The sequence below is a fragment of the Pseudomonas sp. C9D1 genome (genome assembly GCF_056491235.1).
In genome coordinates this window covers 3,804,991-3,824,389 of record NZ_JBSZIE010000002.1, presented here as the reverse complement: position 1 = coordinate 3,824,389, position 19,399 = coordinate 3,804,991, and the positions used below count along the sequence as shown (strand labels likewise).

General features: G+C 66.3%; 20 protein-coding genes. 9 read left to right on the top strand and 11 right to left on the bottom strand.

Annotated features, from left to right (window positions below):
• The first annotated feature begins 28 nt into the window (after positions 1–28).
• Entirely contained in the window at positions 29–973 is a 945-nt protein-coding gene (gene bipL / locus ACXI0U_RS25520) for a phospholipase BipL (protein ID WP_184488361.1), read from the top strand.
• Between the two features lie 20 nt (positions 974–993).
• On the opposite strand, the gene ACXI0U_RS25515 is transcribed toward bipL, so the two are convergent.
• A complete protein-coding gene (locus ACXI0U_RS25515) occupies positions 994–1,761 on the bottom strand; it encodes a hypothetical protein (protein WP_263401608.1) in 768 nt (255 codons plus the stop codon).
• Between the two features lie 237 nt (positions 1,762–1,998).
• On the opposite strand from ACXI0U_RS25515, the gene ACXI0U_RS25510 reads away from it, so the two are divergent.
• Positions 1,999–2,622 (top strand): 2OG-Fe(II) oxygenase, encoded by a 624-nt coding sequence (locus ACXI0U_RS25510; RefSeq protein WP_374979573.1) that lies wholly within the window; start codon positions 1,999–2,001, stop codon positions 2,620–2,622.
• 13 nt (positions 2,623–2,635) lie between these two features.
• Here ACXI0U_RS25510 and ACXI0U_RS25505 read toward each other — a convergent pair whose 3' ends face one another.
• Complete coding sequence (locus tag ACXI0U_RS25505; RefSeq protein WP_043245801.1) at positions 2,636–3,187, bottom strand: DUF6160 family protein; 552 nt, start codon at positions 3,185–3,187, stop codon at positions 2,636–2,638.
• A gap of 191 nt (positions 3,188–3,378) precedes the next feature.
• On the opposite strand from ACXI0U_RS25505, the gene ACXI0U_RS25500 reads away from it, so the two are divergent.
• Positions 3,379–3,879: a 2-thiouracil desulfurase family protein gene (locus tag ACXI0U_RS25500; protein ID WP_479551000.1), complete on the top strand. Its 501-nt coding sequence runs from the start codon at positions 3,379–3,381 to the stop codon at positions 3,877–3,879.
• On the opposite strand, the gene ACXI0U_RS25495 is transcribed toward ACXI0U_RS25500, so the two are convergent.
• On the bottom strand, positions 3,876–4,544 hold the full coding sequence (locus ACXI0U_RS25495; protein ID WP_158545626.1) for a transporter substrate-binding domain-containing protein: 669 nt from the start codon (positions 4,542–4,544) through the stop codon (positions 3,876–3,878). The two genes, ACXI0U_RS25500 and ACXI0U_RS25495, sit on opposite strands and share 4 nt — an antisense overlap.
• A gap of 136 nt (positions 4,545–4,680) precedes the next feature.
• On the opposite strand from ACXI0U_RS25495, the gene ACXI0U_RS25490 reads away from it, so the two are divergent.
• Complete coding sequence (locus tag ACXI0U_RS25490; protein WP_021218285.1) at positions 4,681–5,115, top strand: DUF4399 domain-containing protein; 435 nt, start codon at positions 4,681–4,683, stop codon at positions 5,113–5,115.
• Between the two features lie 309 nt (positions 5,116–5,424).
• Here the strand turns inward: ACXI0U_RS25490 and serA are convergent, their stop codons facing one another.
• Complete coding sequence (gene serA / locus ACXI0U_RS25485) at positions 5,425–6,654, bottom strand: phosphoglycerate dehydrogenase (RefSeq protein ID WP_043246955.1); 1,230 nt, start codon at positions 6,652–6,654, stop codon at positions 5,425–5,427.
• 177 nt (positions 6,655–6,831) lie between these two features.
• On the opposite strand from serA, the gene ACXI0U_RS25480 reads away from it, so the two are divergent.
• The 4 genes from ACXI0U_RS25480 (at position 6,832) to ACXI0U_RS25465 (ending at position 10,378) form a co-directional block, all read left to right on the top strand.
• A complete protein-coding gene (locus tag ACXI0U_RS25480) occupies positions 6,832–8,223 on the top strand; it encodes an FAD-binding oxidoreductase (RefSeq protein WP_479550999.1) in 1,392 nt (463 codons plus the stop codon).
• A gap of 62 nt (positions 8,224–8,285) precedes the next feature.
• Complete coding sequence (locus ACXI0U_RS25475; protein ID WP_021218282.1) at positions 8,286–8,951, top strand: fumarylacetoacetate hydrolase family protein; 666 nt, start codon at positions 8,286–8,288, stop codon at positions 8,949–8,951.
• A gap of 68 nt (positions 8,952–9,019) precedes the next feature.
• Positions 9,020–9,937, top strand: a complete 918-nt coding sequence (locus tag ACXI0U_RS25470) for an SdiA-regulated domain-containing protein (protein ID WP_169708372.1) — start codon at positions 9,020–9,022, stop codon at positions 9,935–9,937.
• Positions 9,938–10,030: 93 nt separating this feature from the next.
• Positions 10,031–10,378, top strand: a complete 348-nt coding sequence (locus tag ACXI0U_RS25465; protein ID WP_021218280.1) for a NirD/YgiW/YdeI family stress tolerance protein — start codon at positions 10,031–10,033, stop codon at positions 10,376–10,378.
• Positions 10,379–10,556: 178 nt separating this feature from the next.
• On the opposite strand, the gene ACXI0U_RS25460 is transcribed toward ACXI0U_RS25465, so the two are convergent.
• From ACXI0U_RS25460 to ACXI0U_RS25430, 7 genes are all read right to left on the bottom strand, one after another.
• On the bottom strand, positions 10,557–11,588 hold the full coding sequence (locus ACXI0U_RS25460) for a histone deacetylase family protein (protein WP_479550998.1): 1,032 nt from the start codon (positions 11,586–11,588) through the stop codon (positions 10,557–10,559).
• 40 nt (positions 11,589–11,628) lie between these two features.
• Entirely contained in the window at positions 11,629–12,987 is a 1,359-nt protein-coding gene (locus tag ACXI0U_RS25455) for an APC family permease (RefSeq protein ID WP_479550997.1), read from the bottom strand.
• Positions 12,988–13,264: 277 nt separating this feature from the next.
• A complete protein-coding gene (locus ACXI0U_RS25450) occupies positions 13,265–14,308 on the bottom strand; it encodes an ABC transporter substrate-binding protein (RefSeq protein ID WP_374979566.1) in 1,044 nt (347 codons plus the stop codon).
• Positions 14,309–14,325: 17 nt separating this feature from the next.
• Positions 14,326–15,114, bottom strand: a complete 789-nt coding sequence (locus tag ACXI0U_RS25445) for an ABC transporter permease (protein WP_021218276.1) — start codon at positions 15,112–15,114, stop codon at positions 14,326–14,328.
• Positions 15,111–16,025, bottom strand: a complete 915-nt coding sequence (locus ACXI0U_RS25440) for an ABC transporter permease (protein ID WP_021218275.1) — start codon at positions 16,023–16,025, stop codon at positions 15,111–15,113. The genes ACXI0U_RS25445 and ACXI0U_RS25440 overlap by 4 nt, the downstream gene beginning before the upstream one ends.
• A complete protein-coding gene (locus tag ACXI0U_RS25435) occupies positions 16,022–17,071 on the bottom strand; it encodes an ABC transporter ATP-binding protein (protein WP_184488351.1) in 1,050 nt (349 codons plus the stop codon). Before ACXI0U_RS25435 ends, ACXI0U_RS25440 begins: the two co-directional genes overlap by 4 nt.
• 204 nt (positions 17,072–17,275) lie before the next feature.
• Complete coding sequence (locus ACXI0U_RS25430; RefSeq protein ID WP_021218273.1) at positions 17,276–18,109, bottom strand: MurR/RpiR family transcriptional regulator; 834 nt, start codon at positions 18,107–18,109, stop codon at positions 17,276–17,278.
• 197 nt (positions 18,110–18,306) lie between these two features.
• On the opposite strand from ACXI0U_RS25430, the gene ACXI0U_RS25425 reads away from it, so the two are divergent.
• The gene (locus tag ACXI0U_RS25425) at positions 18,307–19,365 is read left to right on the top strand and encodes a polyamine ABC transporter substrate-binding protein (RefSeq protein ID WP_374979564.1); all 1,059 of its coding nucleotides are present in this window, start codon (positions 18,307–18,309) and stop codon (positions 19,363–19,365) included.
• Positions 19,366–19,399: the final 34 nt, after the last annotated feature.

Sequence of the window (19,399 nt, the reverse complement as noted above, 5' to 3'; positions counted from 1 at the left end):
CACTGCCCCGTTCGAATGGATACCCCCGATGCCAGACGCCTTCCAGCCCGATCAACTGCGCTCGCTCCTGCGACCCTTGGCCGCAGCGGCACCCGACCTGCAGTTGGCCGGCCTCTACCGGGCCTTCTACGGGCTGGACTTCTCGGCGCGGATTCCCGGCGTGCAGACGCGCCTGGGGGTGATGCAGGTGGAGTCCTACACCCTGGCCACCCAGGCCTGGTGGCCGGCACAGCCGCGCGCGACCCTGGTGCTGCTGCACGGCTACTACGACCACATGGGCCTGTACCGCCACGTGATCGAGTGGGCGCTGGGGCTGGGCCTGGCGGTGATCGCCTGCGACCTGCCGGGACACGGGCTGTCCAGCGGCGCCCGCGCCAGCATCCTCGACTTCGCCGAATACCAGGCGACCCTGCGCGGCCTGCTGGCCGAGGCGCGGACGCTGGACCTGCCGCAGCCCTGGCACCTGGCCGGGCAGAGCACCGGCGGCGCGATCATCCTCGACTACCTGCTGACCGGCGCCCCCGAGGCCTGCATCGGCGAGACCCTGCTATTCGCCCCCCTGGTACGCCCGCGCGCCTGGGGCTGGTCGAAATTCAGCTACCGCATGCTCAAGCCCTTCGTCGAAAGCATCCCGAGGCGCTTCAGCGTCAACTCCAGCGATGCCGAGTTCATCGACTTCGTCCACCACCACGACCCGCTGCAGCCGCAGAACCTGCCCACCGCCTGGGTTGGCGCGCTGTCGCGCTGGGTGCCGCATATCGAGGCCGCACCACGCTCATCGCGCCGCCCGCTGGTGATCCAGGGCGACGGCGACATGACGGTGGACTGGCGGCACAACCTCAGGGTGCTGGACGATAAGTTCGCCCAACCCGAGGTGCTGATGCTGGAGGGGGCCGGGCACCACCTGGTGAACGAGGCACCGGCCTATCGGGAGCGTTACTTCGCCTTCCTGCGGGAACGCCTGGGGTACTGAGCCAGGCCCGCAGCGCCGGGCTAGTAGCTCTGCTGCGCGGGCGCCAGGCTCGCGGCATCCTGCCCCACAGCCAGGCCCGCACGCACGGCGGCCAGGGCGGCCTGGTAATAGGCCTTGCCCTCGCCGGACTCGGCGAAGGTGACGAACTCTTCCAATTCCGGATCGGACAGGTCGCGATAGACATACAGCAGGGTGTTGTCGAGATCGTTGCTGATCTGCTCCATCACCCGCTGGCGCTGGCTGTCGAGCAGGCCCTGGGCCTGGCCGCCACCGAGCAGGCCGGGGAGCATCTGGCTGAGGCTGTCGGCTGCCACGCCCGCCAGGGCCAGGCTGACCTCGGCACCGGCTTCCTTGGCCGGCAGCGCCTGGGCCAGGTGGCGCACCTGCAGGCGGCGGGTGGCGCTGGCGTCGATGCGCGGCAGGCCGTTGGCGTTCTTCGCCAGCTGGTCGCGGCGGGTAGCGAGCACTTCGGCGGCGATGATCTTGCGCCCCAGCGGCGACTGGAAGAAGCCCAGGGCCGGGCGCGGGTCGTTCAGTGCGTTACGCAGGGCAGCCTGGGCGCGCTGGTCGATGGCCTGGGCCTGGAAACGCTGGTTGCTGTTGTTCACCAGGGCCTGGTACACGGCCGGCGGCAGGGTCTTCTGGTAGCGCTGCTGGGCCGCCGTCAGGGCATCGTTGAAGTGCGCCCGCTGTTCCGGCCAGCCCGCCGCCTGGTACAGGCTGGCGTGGTCGTCGGCCAGCGCCGGCAGACCGATGAGCAGGAAGGTGACGGCAAGAAGCAGGCGCATGGTGACTCCTGGAGGGCGCGATCCGGTGTTGTTCTAGACCCGGGGCTGCGGGTTCGGTTCGGTCGGGGTGCGGGCTGCATGGGCGGAGGGCACGGCGGCTGGGGCTCCGGCCATGGTGGCGCGGGGGCTATTCTCCGTGCTGGCGGGCGGGCTTGTCGAGGAGCTGAGAAGGCCTCGTCATAAATTTAACCGAACGCTGTAGGCGGCATTCTGCGGCCTGATTAGAATGCGCCGATCATGCCGAATCCCGACGCGTTCATCCCCTTCGAGCCCATCAGCGACGACGTTGCCCAGCGCGGCTGGTCGTTGCAGCCCGGCGCCATCGCGGCCGACCTGGTCGCCGCCCTGGCGCGGGAATGCCGCGCCCGCGCGGCGGCCGGCGAGCTGAGCCCGGCGGGCATCGGCCGGGGCGATGGCCAGCAGGTGCGCGAAGGCATCCGTGGCGACCGCATCGATTGGCTGGAACCCGGCCAGGCCGCGCCCTGCGACCACTACCTGGAACTGATGGATGAGCTGCGCCTGCGGCTGAACCGCGAGCTGTTCCTGGGGCTGGAGGATTTCGAGGCGCATTTCGCCCTCTATCCGCCGGGGGCGTTCTACCAGAAGCACCTGGACCGCTTCCGCGACGATGATCGCCGCGCGGTCTCGGCGGTGCTCTACCTCAACCCCGACTGGCAGCCCGGCGAGGGCGGCGAACTGCGCCTGTACCTGGCCGACGGCGCCACCCACGACGTGCTCCCCGAAGCCGGCACCCTGGTGGTGTTCCTCTCCGGCGACCTGCCCCACGAGGTGCTGCCGGCCAGCCGCGAGCGCCTCTCCCTCACCGGCTGGTTCCGCCGCCGCGGTGACGGCCCGCTCTGAGCCGCCCGGGGCCTTAGTGGCCCCAGACCTTGAAGGTGCCGCGCAGGTCGACGATGTCGCGGATCTCGATATTGCCCAGGCTGCTGTCGCCCACGTACATGTCGCTGCTCACCCGCATGCGGATGCGCTGGGCGGGCAGGCCCGACTGGATCAGTTGGTCGTTGATGGTGGTCAGGTCCGGCAGGGTGAGAACCAGCTGGTCCTTGCCGCTGGCGTTCTTCACCACATCGACCATCAGGGTCGGCTGGTCGATGTTGAAGATCGGCAAGGTCAGGCCGAGCTGCGCCGGGCCCAGGGCGAAACTGCCGCCGGCGCCATTGGGGCAGGCGCTGGGGCTGTCGCAGCCGTTGTCGATGCGGATATTGCGCAGCGAGACGCTGTTGCCGCTGTCGGTCCAGCTGAGCTTGTCGATGCGCGCCATCACGTCCAGGCGGATGCTGATGCCGGCCTGGCCGGTGACGTCGGAAAGCTGCTGGTTATCGAGTGTTTCCATGGCTGCCTGGCTGGAGGCGCAGAACAGCAAGGCGGTGCAGGCGAGGAGCGGGATCGTTCTTGTTATGGGCATGGCGGCTGTCCTTCGCGGGTTGGCCGCCGCAGTCTGGGGAGCCCCTTGCCGCTGCGCCAGTGCCCCTCGCCGCTTCCCGCCTAAGGATGGGCCAGCCAAAGACTGGTGCGGCGCAAGGAACTTCACGGGTGTTACGCGCGGTGACCCTGGCAGCGACGCGGAGTAGGCTGGCAGCCTTCGAGGAGTGATTCATGCAGAAAATTCTGGTCAGCCGCTGCCTGCTGGGGCAACGGGTGCGATACGACGGCGGCGCCCACGGCCCCTATGACCTGCTGCAACGCTGGCAGGACGAGGGGCGCATCATGCCGGTGTGCCCGGAAGTCGCCGGCGGCCTGCCGACGCCCAGGGCGCCGGCGGAGATTCCGGGCGGCCAGGGCACGCAGGTGCTGGAAGGGCGAATACCGGTGGTGACCGACAGCGGCGAGGACGTCACCGCCGAGTTCGTCGCCGGCGCGGGCATCGCCCTAGAGCTGGTGCGTCGCCATGGCATCGGTGTTGCGGTGCTCAAGGCACGCAGCCCTTCCTGCGGCAACGAAGAGGCCTATGACGGCACCTTCAGCGGCACCCGCGTGCCCGGCGAAGGCGTGACGGCGGCGCTGCTGCGCGCCGAAGGCGTGCGGGTGTTCAACGAAACGCAGCTTGAGGCCGCAGCCGCCTGGCTGGCGGTGCGGGAAGCCGCAGCAGCCGGCTAGGGCTGCTCGGGGTCCGCTTCGGGCTTGGATTCGGGCTGGGGCGACGGCTGCGGTTTCTCGCCCTCCGACGCCGCCTGGGAAGGCGCCTGGCCCTCCAGCCATTTGCGCGACAGCTCGTCCAGGCGCCCGCTGCTCTTGAGCTTGTTCAGGGCATTGTTGAGGGCACTGCGGAACGCCGGGTTCTCCTTGAGGAAGGGGATCGCCTGCTCCTGCGGGCCCTTCTCGCTGCCCTCCGCGCTCTTGTCCTGGGCCTGGCTGGGCGCCAGCGACTGGGTCAGCCCGCCGCTGTCGGTGCCGCCGGCGATCTGCTGGCCGCCACCGACGCCATAGGGCTCGCTGAACTCCAGTTGCTGATCATCACGGGCGGCCTGGGCCTCGCGGCTGAGCACGATGTCTACACTGCCACTGCGCAGGCCATCGAGCAGCTTGTCGCGCGGCACGGGAATGAAGTCCGCCTTGACGTTGAGCTCATCGGCCAGGGCGTGGCCAAGCTCCACCTCGTAGCCGGTGAGCTTGTCGTCCTGGCGGAAGCTGTAGGGCGGCGCGTCGTCAACCAGGGCAATCCGCAGGCTGCCACGCTCCCAGACATCGTCGATCAGGTCGGCCCGGGCCAGCGGCGCGGCGACCAGGGGAATGAGGGCGAGCAGGCAGTGCAACAGGCGCATTTCAGGTAAACCTCTGGTTCTTCTTGATCGATGACCCGGGACGGTGGGTTCAGCGTAGACACAACCGGCAACGTCGGCCGCTGAACCTAACCCCCCATGCAGGGTCTGTGTGTTGCTTACCAACAAGGAGTCAGTCATGAAGCTTGCGTACGCTCCCCTGGGCCTTGCGGCCCTGCTGGCGGTGGTTTCCACCGCGTCGTTCGCCGAGATGCCACGCACCCCGGCCCCCGAAGGCGCCAAGGTCTATTTCATCGAGCCCGCCGACGGCGCCACTGTGGACAAGACGTTTAGCGTCAAGTTCGGTTTGCAGGGCATGGGTGTAGCACCCGCCGGGGTCGATTCCCCCGCCACCGGCCACCACCACCTGCTGATCGATGTCGACAAGGAACCGGCGATGAACATGCCGCTGCCGATGACCGACAACCTCAAGCACTTCGGCAAGGGCCAGACGGAAACCCAGGTCACCCTGCCGCCGGGCAAGCACACCCTGCAGCTGCTGGTGGGCGACAAGAACCACGTGCCGCTGGACCCGCCGGTCATCTCCGAGAAGATCACCGTCACCGTGAAATGATCGTGAAATCGCGGGCATGAAAAAGGGAGGCCGAGGCCTCCCTTTTTACTGTCCAGCTTCGTCGTCAGGGCCCTAGGGCACGCATTCATCCTGTCGAACCTCAGCTCGAATCGTTCAGATGAACCTGAAATCCCAGGCATGAAAAAGGGAGGCCAAAGCCTCCCTTTTTACTGTCCATCTCCATCGTCAGGGCTCGCGAGCCAGAGCGAGACAAGGCGGGAATGGCCGAGAAGCGCGGAGTTCACATCTGTGAATGAGCACGTCGAGACCGTTCCCAACGCCGTATCGCCGACGCGCAGCAGCCCTGGGTTAGAAGAGGACGCGGCTGCGAATGGTGCCGTTGACGTGCTGCAGCTTCTCCAGCGCCAGATCCGAGTACTCGGCGTCGACGTCGATCACCACGTAGCCGACCTTGGCATTGGTCTGCAGGTACTGGCCGGAGATGTTGATGCCATTGTCGGCGAACACCTTGTTGATTTCGCTCATCACGCCGGGAACGTTGGCGTGGATGTGCAGCAGGCGGTGCTTGCCGGGGTGCGACGGCAGGGCCACTTCGGGGAAGTTGACCGAGGACACGGAGGTGCCGTTGTCGCTGTACTTGACCAGCTTCTCGGCCACTTCCAGGCCGATGTTGGCCTGGGCCTCGGCGGTGGAACCACCGATGTGCGGGGTCAGGATCACGCGATCCAGGCCACGCAGCGGGCTTTCGAACTCTTCGTCGTTGGACTTCGGCTCGACCGGGAACACGTCGATGGCGGCGCCGATCAGGTGCTCGTCCTTGATGGCGGCGGCCAGGTGGTCCAGCTCGACCACGGTGCCGCGCGCGGCGTTGATCAGGATGCCGCCCTTCTTGATGGCGCGGATTTCCTTCTCGCCGATCATCCACTGGGTGGAGGGCAGCTCGGGAACGTGCAGGGAGACGATGTCGGACATGCCCAGCAGCTCGTGCAGGCTACCGATCTGGGTGGCGTTGCCCAGCGGCAGCTTGGTCAGGGTGTCGTAGAAGAACACCTGCATGCCCAGGGCCTCGGCCAGTACCGAGAGCTGGGTGCCGATGGAGCCGTAACCGACGATGCCGAGCTTCTTGCCACGGATCTCGAAGGAGTTGGCCGCCGACTTGATCCAGCCACCACGGTGGCAGGAGGCGTTCTTCTCCGGGATGCCGCGCAGCAGCAGGATGGCTTCGGCCAGAACCAGCTCGGCGACCGAGCGGGTGTTGGAATAGGGGGCGTTGAACACCGCGATACCGCGTTCGCGGGCGGCGTTCAGGTCGACCTGGTTGGTACCGATGCAGAAGCAGCCCACGGCGATGAGCTTCTTGGCGCAGTCGAACACTTCCTCGGTCAGCTGGGTGCGGGAGCGGATGCCGATGAAATGGGCATCAGCGATCTTTTCCTTCAGTTCGTCGTCCGAGAGCGCGCCCTTGAGGTACTCGATGTTGCTGTAGCCGGCGGCCTTCAGGGTGTCCACGGCGTTCTGGTGGACGCCTTCGAGGAGAAGGAACTTGATCTTGCTCTTGTCGAGGGAGGTCTTGCTCATCTGCGTACCTATTTGTCCCGGTAGAAAAGTTCAGAAGGCTGTGCTGCAGCTACCCCGCAAAACGCCTGTAAGGCATGATTCACGGGGTGCGTATGCTAGCATGTTCTCCTTTTTCCTTGCTCGGTTGCGACCTGAAACGTTCTCAGGGCGACCATGAATGATTCGAGAGTTCCCTTGATGACCAATGTTGCCCTGATCGAAGAGCTGAAGACCCTGGTTGAGCCTGGCAAGGTGCTGACCGACGCTGATTCCCTGAACGCCTACGGCAAGGACTGGACCAAGCACTTCGCGCCAGCGCCTACCGCCATCGTCTTCCCCAAGACCACCGAGCAGGTGCAGGCCATCGTCCGCTGGGCCAACCAGCACAAGGTCGCCCTGGTGCCCTCGGGCGGCCGTACCGGCCTCTCCGCTGCCGCCGTCGCCGCCAATGGCGAGGTGGTCGTGGCCTTCGACTACATGAACCAGATTCTCGAATTCAACGAATTCGACCGCACCGCCGTGTGCCAGCCGGGTGTGATCACCGAACAGCTGCAGAATTTCGCCGAGGACAAGGGCCTGTACTACCCGGTGGACTTCGCATCCGCAGGTTCCAGCCAACTTGGCGGCAACATCGGCACCAATGCCGGCGGGATCAAGGTCATTCGCTACGGCATGACCCGTAACTGGGTCGCCGGCCTCAAGGTCGTCACCGGCACCGGCGAGCTGCTGGAGCTGAACAAGGACCTGATCAAGAACGCCACCGGCTACGACCTGCGCCAGCTGTTCATCGGCGCCGAAGGCACCCTGGGCTTCGTGGTCGAGGCCACCATGCGCCTGGATCGTGCGCCGAAGAACCTCACCGCGATGGTCCTCGGCACCCCCGATTTCGATTCGATCATGCCGGTGCTGCACGCCTTCCAGAGCAAGCTGGACCTCACCGCCTTCGAATTCTTCTCCGACAAGGCCCTGGCCAAGATCATGGCCCGTGGCGACGTGCCGGCGGCCTTCGAGACCGAATGCCCCTTCTATGCGCTGCTGGAGTTCGAAGCCACCACCGAGGAAGTGGCCAACGACGCCCTGGCCACCTTCGAGCACTGCGTGGAGCAGGGCTGGGTGCTGGACGGCGTGATGAGCCAGAGCGAGCAACAGCTGCAGAACCTGTGGAAACTGCGCGAGTGCATCTCCGAGACCATCTCCCACTGGACGCCCTACAAGAACGACATCTCGGTGACCGTTTCCAAGGTGCCGGCCTTCCTCAAGGACATCGACACCATCGTCGAAGCCAACTACCCGGACTTCGAAGTGGTCTGGTTCGGCCACATCGGCGACGGCAACCTGCACCTGAACATCCTCAAGCCGGATGCCCTGTCCAAGGACGAGTTCTTCGCCAAGTGCGCGACCGTCAACAAGTGGGTGTTCGAGACCGTGCAGAAATACAACGGCTCGATCTCCGCCGAACACGGCGTGGGCATGACCAAGCGCGACTACCTCACCTACAGCCGCTCGGAGCCCGAGATCGCCGTCATGAAAGCCATCAAGGCGGTGTTTGATCCGAACGGGATCATGAACCCCGGCAAGATTTTCAATTGAGCAGGCAGGCGGTGGAGCGATCCCCCGCCTGTTTTGCATCCACACCGTTCAGGAGTCGGTAAATGAGCTATCAGCACCAGTACGTCGACGGCACCCGCATCCATTTCCCCCTCGGCAAGGTCGTGTGCATCGGCCGCAACTACGCCGAGCACGCCAAGGAACTGAACAACCCGGTGCCCACCGAGCCGCTGCTGTTCATCAAGCCGGCCTCCAGCGTGGTGCCCATCGAAGGCGGCTTCTCCATTCCCGAGGACCGTGGCGTGGTGCATTACGAAGCGGAGATCGCCGTGCTGATCGGCAAGCCGCTGTCGCGCAACCCCAGCCTGGAAGAAGCCCGTGACGCCATCTCCGGCTTCGCCCCGGCCCTGGACCTGACCCTGCGCGACGTGCAGGCCAAGCTCAAGGAGAAGGGCTGGCCCTGGGAAGTCGCCAAGGCCTTCGACGGCGCCTGCGTGCTGGCGCCCTTCGTGCCGGGCGATGCCATCGAGGAGCTGAGCGACATCGGCATCCGCCTGACCATCAATGGCGAAGTGCGCCAGGACGGCAACAGCAGCGACATGCTCAACCCGGTGCTGCCGCTGCTCCAGGCCATCAGCCAGCATTTCAGCCTGCAGCCGGGCGACGTGGTGCTGACCGGCACCCCGGTGGGCGTCGGCCCGCTGAACAAGGGCGATGCCCTGGTGCTGGAACTGGTCGGTCATTCTTCGTTCGACAGCGGCGTCATCTGAAGCCGCCAGGGAACTTCGGCGGTGGCAGACGATCTTACCGCCACCAGCCGAAGCCGTAGCCAATGGCCATGACCTTTCCCCGCCCCAATCTCCGCACCTGCACCCTCCTGGTCCTGTTCGCGGCCTGCGTCGCCTCCATCCGCTATCTGCACCTCGACGATCGCGCCTCCCTCTGGCTCAGCGAACGCAACCTGAGCAAGGGCGAGCGCGCCGCCAGCATCTGGCTGCCGGGCTACAAGGCGGTGCTGCAGGGCAAGCCCCTGGCGGGCCTGGAGAACGACGAAACCTCCGACCTGGCCTACAACCCGGTCACCGGCACCCTGTTCACCGTCACCGGCAAGGTGCCGCAACTGGTGGAGCTGACCCGTGAAGGCGACGTGCTGCGGCGCATTCCGCTCAAGGGTTTCTCCAACCCCGAAGGCGTGGCGGTGCTGGAGAACGGCAACGTCGCGGTGACCGACGAGCGCCGCCGCAGCCTGTCGATCTTCCGCCTCGACCCGTTGACCCGCGAGCTGGACGTGACCCAGGGCGACGAGTTCGACCTGGGCTTCCCAGATTCCGGCAACAAGGGCTTCGAAGGCATCGCCTGGGACCCGGCGCAAAGCCGCCTGCTGCTGGGCAAGGAACGCACGCCGGAGATGTTCAGCCTGAACAGCGACGGCAGCCGTCGCCTGGAAGGCGCCCTGCGCCCGCTCCCCGGCTACGGCCTGGGCATGCGCAACCTCTCGGCCCTCAGCGTCGACCCGCGCACCGGCCACCTGCTGGTGCTCTCGGCGCAATCGAACCTGCTGCTGGAGCTGGACGAGACCGGCGAGCCGGTGAGCTTCATCAGCCTGCTGGGTGGGCTCAATGGCCTGGCCAAGCGCATCCCCCGGGCCGAAGGCGTGGCCATGGACGAGCGCGGCGACATCTACATGGTCAGCGAGCCCAACCTCTTCTACGTGTTCCGCAAGGCCGACAACGCCGACGCTCCTGAGCGTGGCTAACGGCATTCAGCTTCGCTTAAGGCTGTTTTAAGCCTGGCTTCAGCGCCGCGCCATAGCCTGATCCCGTCAACCACATCGAACGGGATCAACCCCATGAACGCCAAGTACCTCGCCCTGCTCATCGCCCCGCTGTTCTCCACCGCCGCCCTGGCCTCCAGCTACACCGGCCCCGGCTCCACGCCCCAGGTCACCACCGTGGCCGCCGCCATGGAAGCCGCCGACGACGCCGCCGTGGTGCTCCAGGGCCAGATCGTCAAACGCATCAAGGGCGATATCTACGAATTCAAGGACGCCACCGGCACCATCAAGGTCGAGATCGACGACGAAGACTGGCCGCCCCACGCCATCGACGACAAGGCCCAGGTCAAGCTCACCGGTGAAGTGGACCGCGACCTGATGGGCCGCGAGATCGACGTCGAGTTCGTCGAGCGGGTCAACTGATCCAACCCCCGCCCTCCAAACGGCCCCATTGCGGGGCCGTTTTTCGTTGGGGATTTGCTGTTGCGAAAGAGAGGAGGCGCATGCCGGGTAGGACCCAACGTGCCTGTGCATGATGGGTTTCGCTTCGCTCTACGCCATCCTACGAAAGCGATCATCCGGGGCCCTAGCCGCGACGACCTCACGCCACCCCATCGAACCCCTGCAACACATTGATCGCGTTGATGCCGATCTCCTCCACCGCATAACCCCCCTCCATCACGAACAGGGTCTGCAGGCCGAGCTGGCCGATGATCTCGCCCATGCGCAGGTAGTCCGGGCTGTCGAGCTTGAACTGCGAGATGGGGTCCTCCTTGAAGGTGTCCACACCCAGGGACACCACCAGCGCGTCCGGGGCGAAGGCGGCGATCTGCCGGCAGGCGTCGGCCAGGGCCTGGCTCCACACCGCCCAGTCGCTGCCCTCGGCCAGCGGGTAGTTGAAGTTGAAGCCCCTGCCCGCGCCCTCGCCCTTCTCGTCGGCGAAGCCGAGGAAGTAGGGGTACTCGAAGCGCGGGTCGCCGTGGATCGAGGTGAACAGCACATCGGCACGGTCGTAGAAGATGTCCTGGGTGCCGTTGCCGTGGTGGTAGTCGACATCGAGCACCGCCACGCGCTTGGCGCCCTTGTCCAGCATGGCCTGCACGGCGATGGCGGCGTTGTTCAGGTAGCAGTAGCCGCCCATGTAGTCGGCGGCGGCGTGGTGGCCCGGCGGGCGGCACAGGGAGAACACCCCGCGCGCGCCCTTAGCCAGTTCGGCCTGGCCGCTGAGGGCGACATTGGCCGAGCTGATGATGGCCTGCCAGGTACCGGCGGTGATGGGCGCGCCGGCGTCGAAGGAGTAGTAGCCCAGGCGACCGTCGATGTCGGTGGGCTCCACTTGGCGCAGGCGCCGCGTCGGCCAGGCGATGGGCAGCATGTCGTGGCTGCGACCCTTGGCCTGCCAGTCGGCCCAGGCGTTCTGCAAAAAGCGTACGAAGCCTTCACCGTGTACCCGCAGGATCGGCGCCAGGCCGAAGTCCTGCGGCGCCTGGATGGCGCCGAGCTGCACGGCCTTGGCGCGGTCCAGGACCATGTCGGCGCGGCTGGGCTTCTCGAAGCAGGGGGTGAACTGGCCGCCGATGAGTTCGTGCTTGCCGTGGTGCAGGTGATGGTCGTCGCTGTAGAGGGTCAGCATGTCCGGCTCCTTGGGAGGCTTGGTTGGAGGGTCGATTCGATCAGTGTTCGGAGAACTGCACCTGGGGCGCCGGCCGCCTGAAGCCGCCGGTGTGCCAGGCCAGGTAGATGAAGCCTGTGGCGAACCAGGCCAGGCCGATGCCCAGGGTCAGCGCCGAGAGGCTGGTCCACAGCCAGGCGATCAGGCCGAAGCCGATCAGCGGCATCAGCCCGTAGCGCAGCCTGTCGCCGAGGCCGTGGGGCTGGCCGTCCAGCAGGTGGCTGCGGATCACCGCCAGGTTCACCACCGAGAAGGCCACCAGGGCGCCGAAGCTGATCATCGAGGCCAGGGTGGTGAGGTCGATGACGATGGCCAGCAGCGAAACCAGGGACACCAGGAGGATCGACAGGGCGGGCGTGCGGTAGCGCGGCGAGAGGCGGCCGAACACGCGGCGCGGGAGGATGCCGTCGCGGCCCATGCTGAACAGGATGCGCGACACCGAGGCCTGGGACGCCAGGGCAGAACCGGCGGCGCCGGCCACGTAGGCCGCGGTGAACAGCGCTTCGAGTAGGCCGCCGCCGGCCTTGAGCATCACCTCGGTGGCGGCTGCGTCCGGGTCCTTGAAGGCGCTGCCGGGGAACACCAGCTGGCTCACCAGGGCCAGGAGGATGAACAGCAGCCCGGCGGTGACGGTGGTCATGACGATGGCGCGGGGAATATCGCGGCGGGGGTCGCGGGCCTCCTCGGCCAGGGTGGACACCGCATCGAAGCCGAGGAAGGACAGGCACAGCACCGCCGCGCCGGCCATCAGCGGCGCCAGGCCGGGCTGGGTGCCATCGCCCAGCAACGGCGCCATGAGGTCCACCTCGCCGCCGCCCAGGCTGCGCACGGACATCGCCAGGAACACCACCACGAACACCAACTGCGCGCCGACGATGGCGTTGCTCATGCCCGACACCGAGCCGATGCCGCGCAGGTTGAGCAGGGTGACCAGGGCCACCGCCGCCACCACGAAGGCCCAGGCCGGCACGGCGGGGAAGGCGATGTTGAGGAACAGGCCGATCACCAGGTAGTTGATCATCGGCAGGAACAGGTAATCGAGCAGCAGCGACCAGCCGGCGAGGAAGCCCACCGCCGGCCCGAAGCTCAGGCTGGCATAGGAATAGGCCGAGCCCGCCACCGGGTACTTGCGCACCATGAAGCTGTAGGAGAAGGCGGTGAAGATCATCGCCGCCAGCGTGGCCACGTAGGCCAGCGCAGTGCGCCCGCCGGTGATCTCGGTGACCACGCCATAGGTGGTGAACACCGTCAGCGGCACCATGTACACCAGGCCGAAGAACACCAGGGCGGGCAGGCCGAGGATGCGCCGCAGGTGGGTGCCCTGGGCACTGTGGGTGAAATCGTCGAAGGCTTTGCTCATGGAAATACCTCGCGGGCACCTGCCAGGCAGGCGCTCAGGGGTGGATCGTCGGGCGCGTCGTGCGTCGAGGGGCGGGCCGTATCGGCCCCGGGTCAGCTGGCGGGCAAGCGGCCGCTGCGGGGGATGGCGCTAAGGCAGGTGATGCGGGGCATGGCGGTTCACTCTCTTGTTCTTGTGCATGGGCGCCGGAGGGCGCAGGTGGCCGGCGCGTCGCTCCCGTCGACGCGCCAGGGGGCTCGGGGTGGTCCGGCCCGCCCGGCGGCGGGCCGGAAGCCGGTCATTTCTTCAGTTTGGTCCACACCTTGCTGCGCAGGCTCAGGGCCTTGGGCGAGCAGAGCTTGAAGGTCTTCAGGCGCTCCAACTTGTCCTGCGGGGTGTTGATCGCCGGGTCGTCGAACAGCTCCTTCTCCATGAAGGTGGCCGAGCCCTCGATGGCGTTGTTGTACTTGGCGAAGTTGGAGGCCGCGGCGATGTTCTCCGGCAGCATCATCCAGTTGATGAAGGCGTGGGCTTCCTCGACGTTGGCCGCGTCCTTGGGGATCACGAAGTTGTCGATGAACACGTGGATGCCCTCCTTCGGGTAGACGTACACCAGGCTGTCGCGCTGGGCGTGGGCGCGGTGGTAGGCGCCGTTCCACTGCATGTGCATGGCCACCTCGCCGGCGGCCATGCGCTCGATGGTGCCGTCGCTGTTGTACATGGCCAGCAGCGGTTTCTGCGCCAGCAGCAGGTCCTGGATCTTCTTCGCGTCCTTCGGGTCCTCGGTGCACTGGTCGATGGCCAGGTAGTGGGACGCGGCGATGTACAGGTCTTCAATGGAGTTGAGCGCCACCACCTTGCCCTTGAGCTCGGCCGGCGGTTCGAAGAAGGGCTTCCAGCTCTCCTCCAGGCTGCCGCCGGGCACCTGCTTGCTGTCGTAGCTGTAGCCGGTGGTGCCCCAGAGGTAGGGCACGCTGTAGTCGTGGCCCGGGTCGAAGTCGAGGTTCTGGAAGTTGGCCTTGAGGTTCTTCAGGTTGGGCAGCTTGGTCTTGTCGAACTTCTGCAGCAGGCCGTCGGTGGCCATGATCTGGATGAAGCTGTCCGAGGGCACCACCACGTCGTAGGCGCCGCCGCCGGCCTTGAGCTTGGCCAGCAGCGTCTCGTTGCTGTCGTAGGCGTCCAGGGTGGCCTTGATACCGGTGTCCTTCTCGAATTTCTTCAGCAGTTCCGGCGGGAAGTAGTCCGACCAGTTGGCCAGGTGCAGGGTGCCGGCGGCCTGGGCGGTGCCAGACAGGCCCAGTGCGAGCAGCAGGGAGAGCGCGAGCGGTGTGGTACGGGTCATGACGGGCTCCTTGGGGCTCAGCGCTTGCGCTGGCCGATGTAGTAGGACAACGCAACGAACGCTATGGAAATCACCAGGATGATCGAGGAAATCGCATTGATCTTCGGCGAGATGCCCATCCTGATGGAGCTGAAGATGTACACCGGCAGGGTGGTCGCGCCGGCCCCGGCAACGAAGTAGGTGATGACGAAGTCATCCATGGAAATGATGAACGCCAGCATCGCCCCCGAGAAAATGCCGGGCATCAGCAGGGGGAAGGTGATCTTCCAGAAGGCTTTCCAGGGCGAGGCGTAGAGATCGGCGGCGGCTTCAGCCAGGCGCGGGTCCATGCCCTCCAGCCGCGCACGGATCGGCAGGTAGGCGAAGGGGATGCAGAACACCACGTGGGCGATGAGGATGGTGAACAGCGACAGCTTCAGGCCGATGAAGGCGAAGAACATCAGCGTGGCCACGGCGGTGACGATCTCCGGCACCAGCAGCGGCAGGCCGAGCACGCCGCTCATGGCGGTCTGCCCACGGAAGGCGCGGCCGCGCATGCCCAGGGCGGCGAGGGTGGCCAGGGTGGTGGCGATCAGGGTGGCGAAGGTGGCCACCAGCAGCGAGTTCTTCGCCGCGCGGACGATCTCCGGGTCGTTGGCCACCACCGCGTACCACTTGAGGCTGAAGCTCTCCCAGATGGTCGCCGACTGGCCGCCGTTGAAGCTCAGCGCCACCAGCACCAGGATCGGCACGTAGAGGAAGGCGAAGAACAGCCAGGCAGTGGGGCGCACGCCGGTGAAGCGCCAGAGCGGGCCTTGCAGGTTCATGGGTGGCCTCCGGCGGTGCCCGGCTTGAAGCGCAAGCTGTAGAGCAGCATCGCCAGCAGCACGAAGCCGAGCAGGGCGAAGGACAGCGCCGCGCCCAGCGGCCAGTTGTGCGAGGCGCCGAACTGCAGCTGGATGAGGTTGCCGATCATCAGCGACTTACCGCCCCCCAGCAGCTCGGGAATGATGTAGTTGCCCAGGGAGGGGATGAACACCAGGATCACCCCGGCCATCACCCCCGGCATCGCCAGCGGCAGGATGATCCGGCGCAAGGCCTGGAAGCGGTTGGCGCCCAGGTCGAAGGCCGCCTCCACCAGGCGCCAGTCGAGCTTCTCCAGGCTGGTGTAGATGGGCAGCACCATGAACGGCAGGAAGGTGTAGAGCAGGCCGATGATCACCGCGCCGTCGGTGTAGAGGATGCCCAGCGCCTTGTCGGTCAGCCCCAGCCCGTGCAGGCCGCTGTCCACCAGGCCGCCGTTGCGCAGCAGCAGGATCCAGGCGTAGACCCGCACCAGCAGGTTGGTCCAGAAGGGCACGGTGACCAGGAACAGCAGCAGGTTGCGCTTGCGCTCGTTCTGCAGCGCCAGGTACAGGGCGGTGGGGAAGCCGATCAGCAGGCAGCCGGTAGTGGTCATCACCGACAGCCAGAAGGAGCGCTGGAAGATCTGCAGGTAGTCGGTGTTGAACACCAGGCTGTCGTCCAGGTCGCGCTCGTAGAGGAAGTTGACGTAGGCCTCCAGCGAGTACTGGCCCCACTTCACGCCGCCGTAATCCCCCGATTGCAGCAGCGAAACCAGCAGCATGATGCCCAGGGGCAGCAGCAGGAACAGGCCCAGGGTGAACATGGCCGGCGCGGCCAGCAGCAGGCGCCGGCGCAGCTGGCGGGCCTCGGCCTGGGCGCGCAGGCTGCTCATCGCGGCAGCACCCGCACCGCGCTGGCGGGTACCTGCAGGCGCACCCGGGTGCCGGCCTCCAGGCAGCCACCGGCGCCGTCGCGGTTCTGCCGGCGCACGCGGAAGCCGCTCTGCCCGGCCACGCGCAGCAGGTAGAGGGTGTCGGTGCCGACGTAGACCACCGTCTCCACCTCCCCTTCGAGGTTGCCGTCCAGGTCGATGGCGATGCGCTCGGGGCGGATGGCCAGGGTCACCGGGCCACGGCGCTCGCCGGGAGCATCGAGCACCTGCCCGTCGGCCAGGCGCACGCCGCTGTCCAGCGCCTCGGCATCGAGGAAGTTGGTCTCGCCGATGAAGTCGGCCACGGTGCGGTCCACCGGTGCTTCGTAGATCTCGGTCGGGCTGCCGACCTGGAGGATGCGCCCCTTGTGCATCACCGCGATGCGGTCGGACATGGTCAGGGCTTCTTCCTGGTCGTGGGTGACGAAGATGAAGGTGATGCCGGTCTCGTGCTGCAGGCGCTTGAGCTCGATCTGCATGTCCTTGCGCAGCTTCTGGTCCAGCGCCGAGAGGGATTCGTCCAGCAACAGCACCTTGGGCCGGCTGGCCAGGGCGCGGGCCAGGGCGATGCGCTGCTGCTGGCCGCCGGAGAGCTGGTCGGCGCGGCGCCGGCCCACGTCCGGCAGCTTCACCAGCTCCAGCATGCGCTGCACCGTGGCCTCGATCTCGGCCTTGGGGCGGCCCTGCATCTCCAGGCCGAAGCCGATGTTCTGCGCCACCGTCATGTGCGGGAACAGCGCGTAGCTCTGGAACACGGTGTTGACCGGGCGGCGGAAGGGCGGCAGGCCCTGCATCTCCTCGCCGTACAGGCGGATGGCACCGGAGCTGGGCTGCTCGAAACCGGCGATCAGGCGCAGGAGGGTGGTCTTGCCGCAGCCGGAGGGGCCGAGAAGGGTGAAGAACTCGTTGGCGCGGATTTCCAGGGAAACCTCGTCCAGGGCGCGGACGCCCTGCCCCGGATCGCCGAACTCCATGCAGACACGGTCGATGCTGATCGCACTGGACATGCTTATCGCAAGCTCTAAGAGATTGTTCTTATTGGGCTTTTTCGCATGACGCAAAGGCCCTCGACGCCTTTGATTCTGTCAGCGGGGGCGAAGGGGCAGAACGATATAAACGGACAAAAGGGGATAATTCCGGACAACTTGCGCAGCCACCCCCGGCTGGGCGCCAGCCGGGGTGAGCCGTGCCCGGCTCGGGCAACCGGGGTATCAGGTGCGGTACAGCTGCAGGCTTTCCACCCGTGCGCGATAGGCGCCGAGGCGCTCCTTCAGCTCGCCCTTGCGCTGGGCGGCGACGCAGTGCAACAGCACGTTGAGGGCACTGGTGAGGCCGCCGGTGGATTCGAGGATCAGCCCCGTCTTGGTCTTCATGGTGACGATCCAGGGCGTGGAGATGTGCCGGGCGATGCCGTATTCGTCGGTGAACACCACCAGGTCGGTGTCCTCCTTGAGGGTGTTGGCGAAGGCGATGCCGACATCGGCATAGGGCGCGATATCGATCAGCACCACGCAGCAGCGCTCGTCGCGGCTGTCCACCCACTGGCCCAGCACGCCGCGGTAGAGGTCGAGAAACTCCACCCCCGAACGCACCAGGGACAGGCGGCTGGCAAAGTCCTCGGCCAGGCCGCGGATGGTCTGGAAGCCGCAGACGAACACGCGCTCGGCGCCGGCCACGCGGGTGACGATGTCCTGCCAGTGCTGGCTGTTGAGCTGGCTGCCGAAGCTGACCAGCGCATCGATCTCCTCGTTGAGGTGGGCGAGCAGGTCGTCCGGCTGCTTCTCCACCCGCTCGATCAGCGTGGTGTTGAGCAGCGACTGCACGCGGATGTCGTCGCGCAGCTCTTCCTTAAGGCTCTTCAGCCCCTTGTAGCCGAGGCGCCGCAGGAAGCGGCTGACGGTGTTGGGGCTGACCCCGCTCTTCTCCGCCAGGCTGGCGCCGCTCTCGAAGGCGATGGTCTCCAGGTTCGCCTGGATATAGGCCCACAGGGTGCGTTCGTTCGGCGTGAGCTTGCCGTCGATCTGCTCCACTTTGCTGTCCAGCATGCCCGGTTCCCTGTCGATTATTGGAAGATTAATGTCAACGTATTGATCAATGGAAGAAACATACTTTATGCTCCACGGCGAGGCAAAAAATAAAAACACCGATTCTTCCGCTTTCACTTCGGCCGCAAGGCCATGCAAGAGCTGCCCCAGCCAGGCCCGAGCCAAACCGCGCAGGGCCCAGAACGGAGAACAGGAACATGCCCGCTCCAACCTCGCGCCACCCCCTGCGACGCCTCGCGTCACGCCTGCTCGCAGGCTCCCTGCTGCTGGCCGCCGGCAGCAGCCAAGCCGCCGAAGAACTGCACCTGTACAACTGGGGTGACTACATCAACCCCGAAGTCCTCAAGCGCTTCACCGCCGAAACCGGCGTCAAGGTCTCACTGGACACCTACGGCAGCAACGAGGAGATGCTCGCCAAGCTGCAGGCCGGTGCCACCGGCTACGACATCGTATTCCCCTCGGTGCACATGCACGACACCATGTCCGCCCTGGGCCTGCTGGAGAAGACCGACATCGGCGCCAGCCCGGCCTTCGCCAACATCGACCCGGCCTTCCTCCGCGCCAAGTCCGACCCCAAGGGCGAGCAGTGCCTGCCCTACGCCTGGGGCACCGTCGGCATCTTCTACAACAAGACCAAGGTGGATCGGCCGATCGAATCCTGGGCGGATTTCTTCGCCCTGGCCGAGTCCGGCAAGAAGGTCATCATGCTCGACGACATGCGCGAAACCCTCGGCGTCGGCCTGATCGTCAACGGCAAGTCGGTGAACACCACGGACGCCGCCGACCTCAAGGTCTCCGAGCAATGGCTGCTGGAGCGCAAGCCGCTGGTCTCGGCCTTCACCTACGACAGCGTGCCCATGGTGCAGTCGGGCGACGTGGCCGCCGCACACTACTTCGTCGGCGCCATGATGTACGTGAAGCAGGACCCGAAAAACCTCGCCTACGTCATCCCCAAGGAAGGCGCGACGATGTACCAGGAAGACATGTGCGTACTCAAGAGCGCGCCGAACAAGGCCAACGCCAAGCGCTTCATGGAGTTCTTCCTCACCCCCGAGATCGCCGCCCTCAACACCCAGCAGCAGATGAACGGCACGCCCAACCGCGAAGCCCTGAAACTGCTGCCGGCCGAGCTGCGCGACAACCCGCAGGTCAACCCGCCGGCCGACGTCATGGCCAAGCTGCAGATCTTCAATGACCTGGGCAAGGACCTGAAGAAATTCGACCGCGCCTGGACCCGCGTGCGCACCGCCAACTGAGCCAGCAAGAGAGCGGGTGCGCCAGCACCCGCCG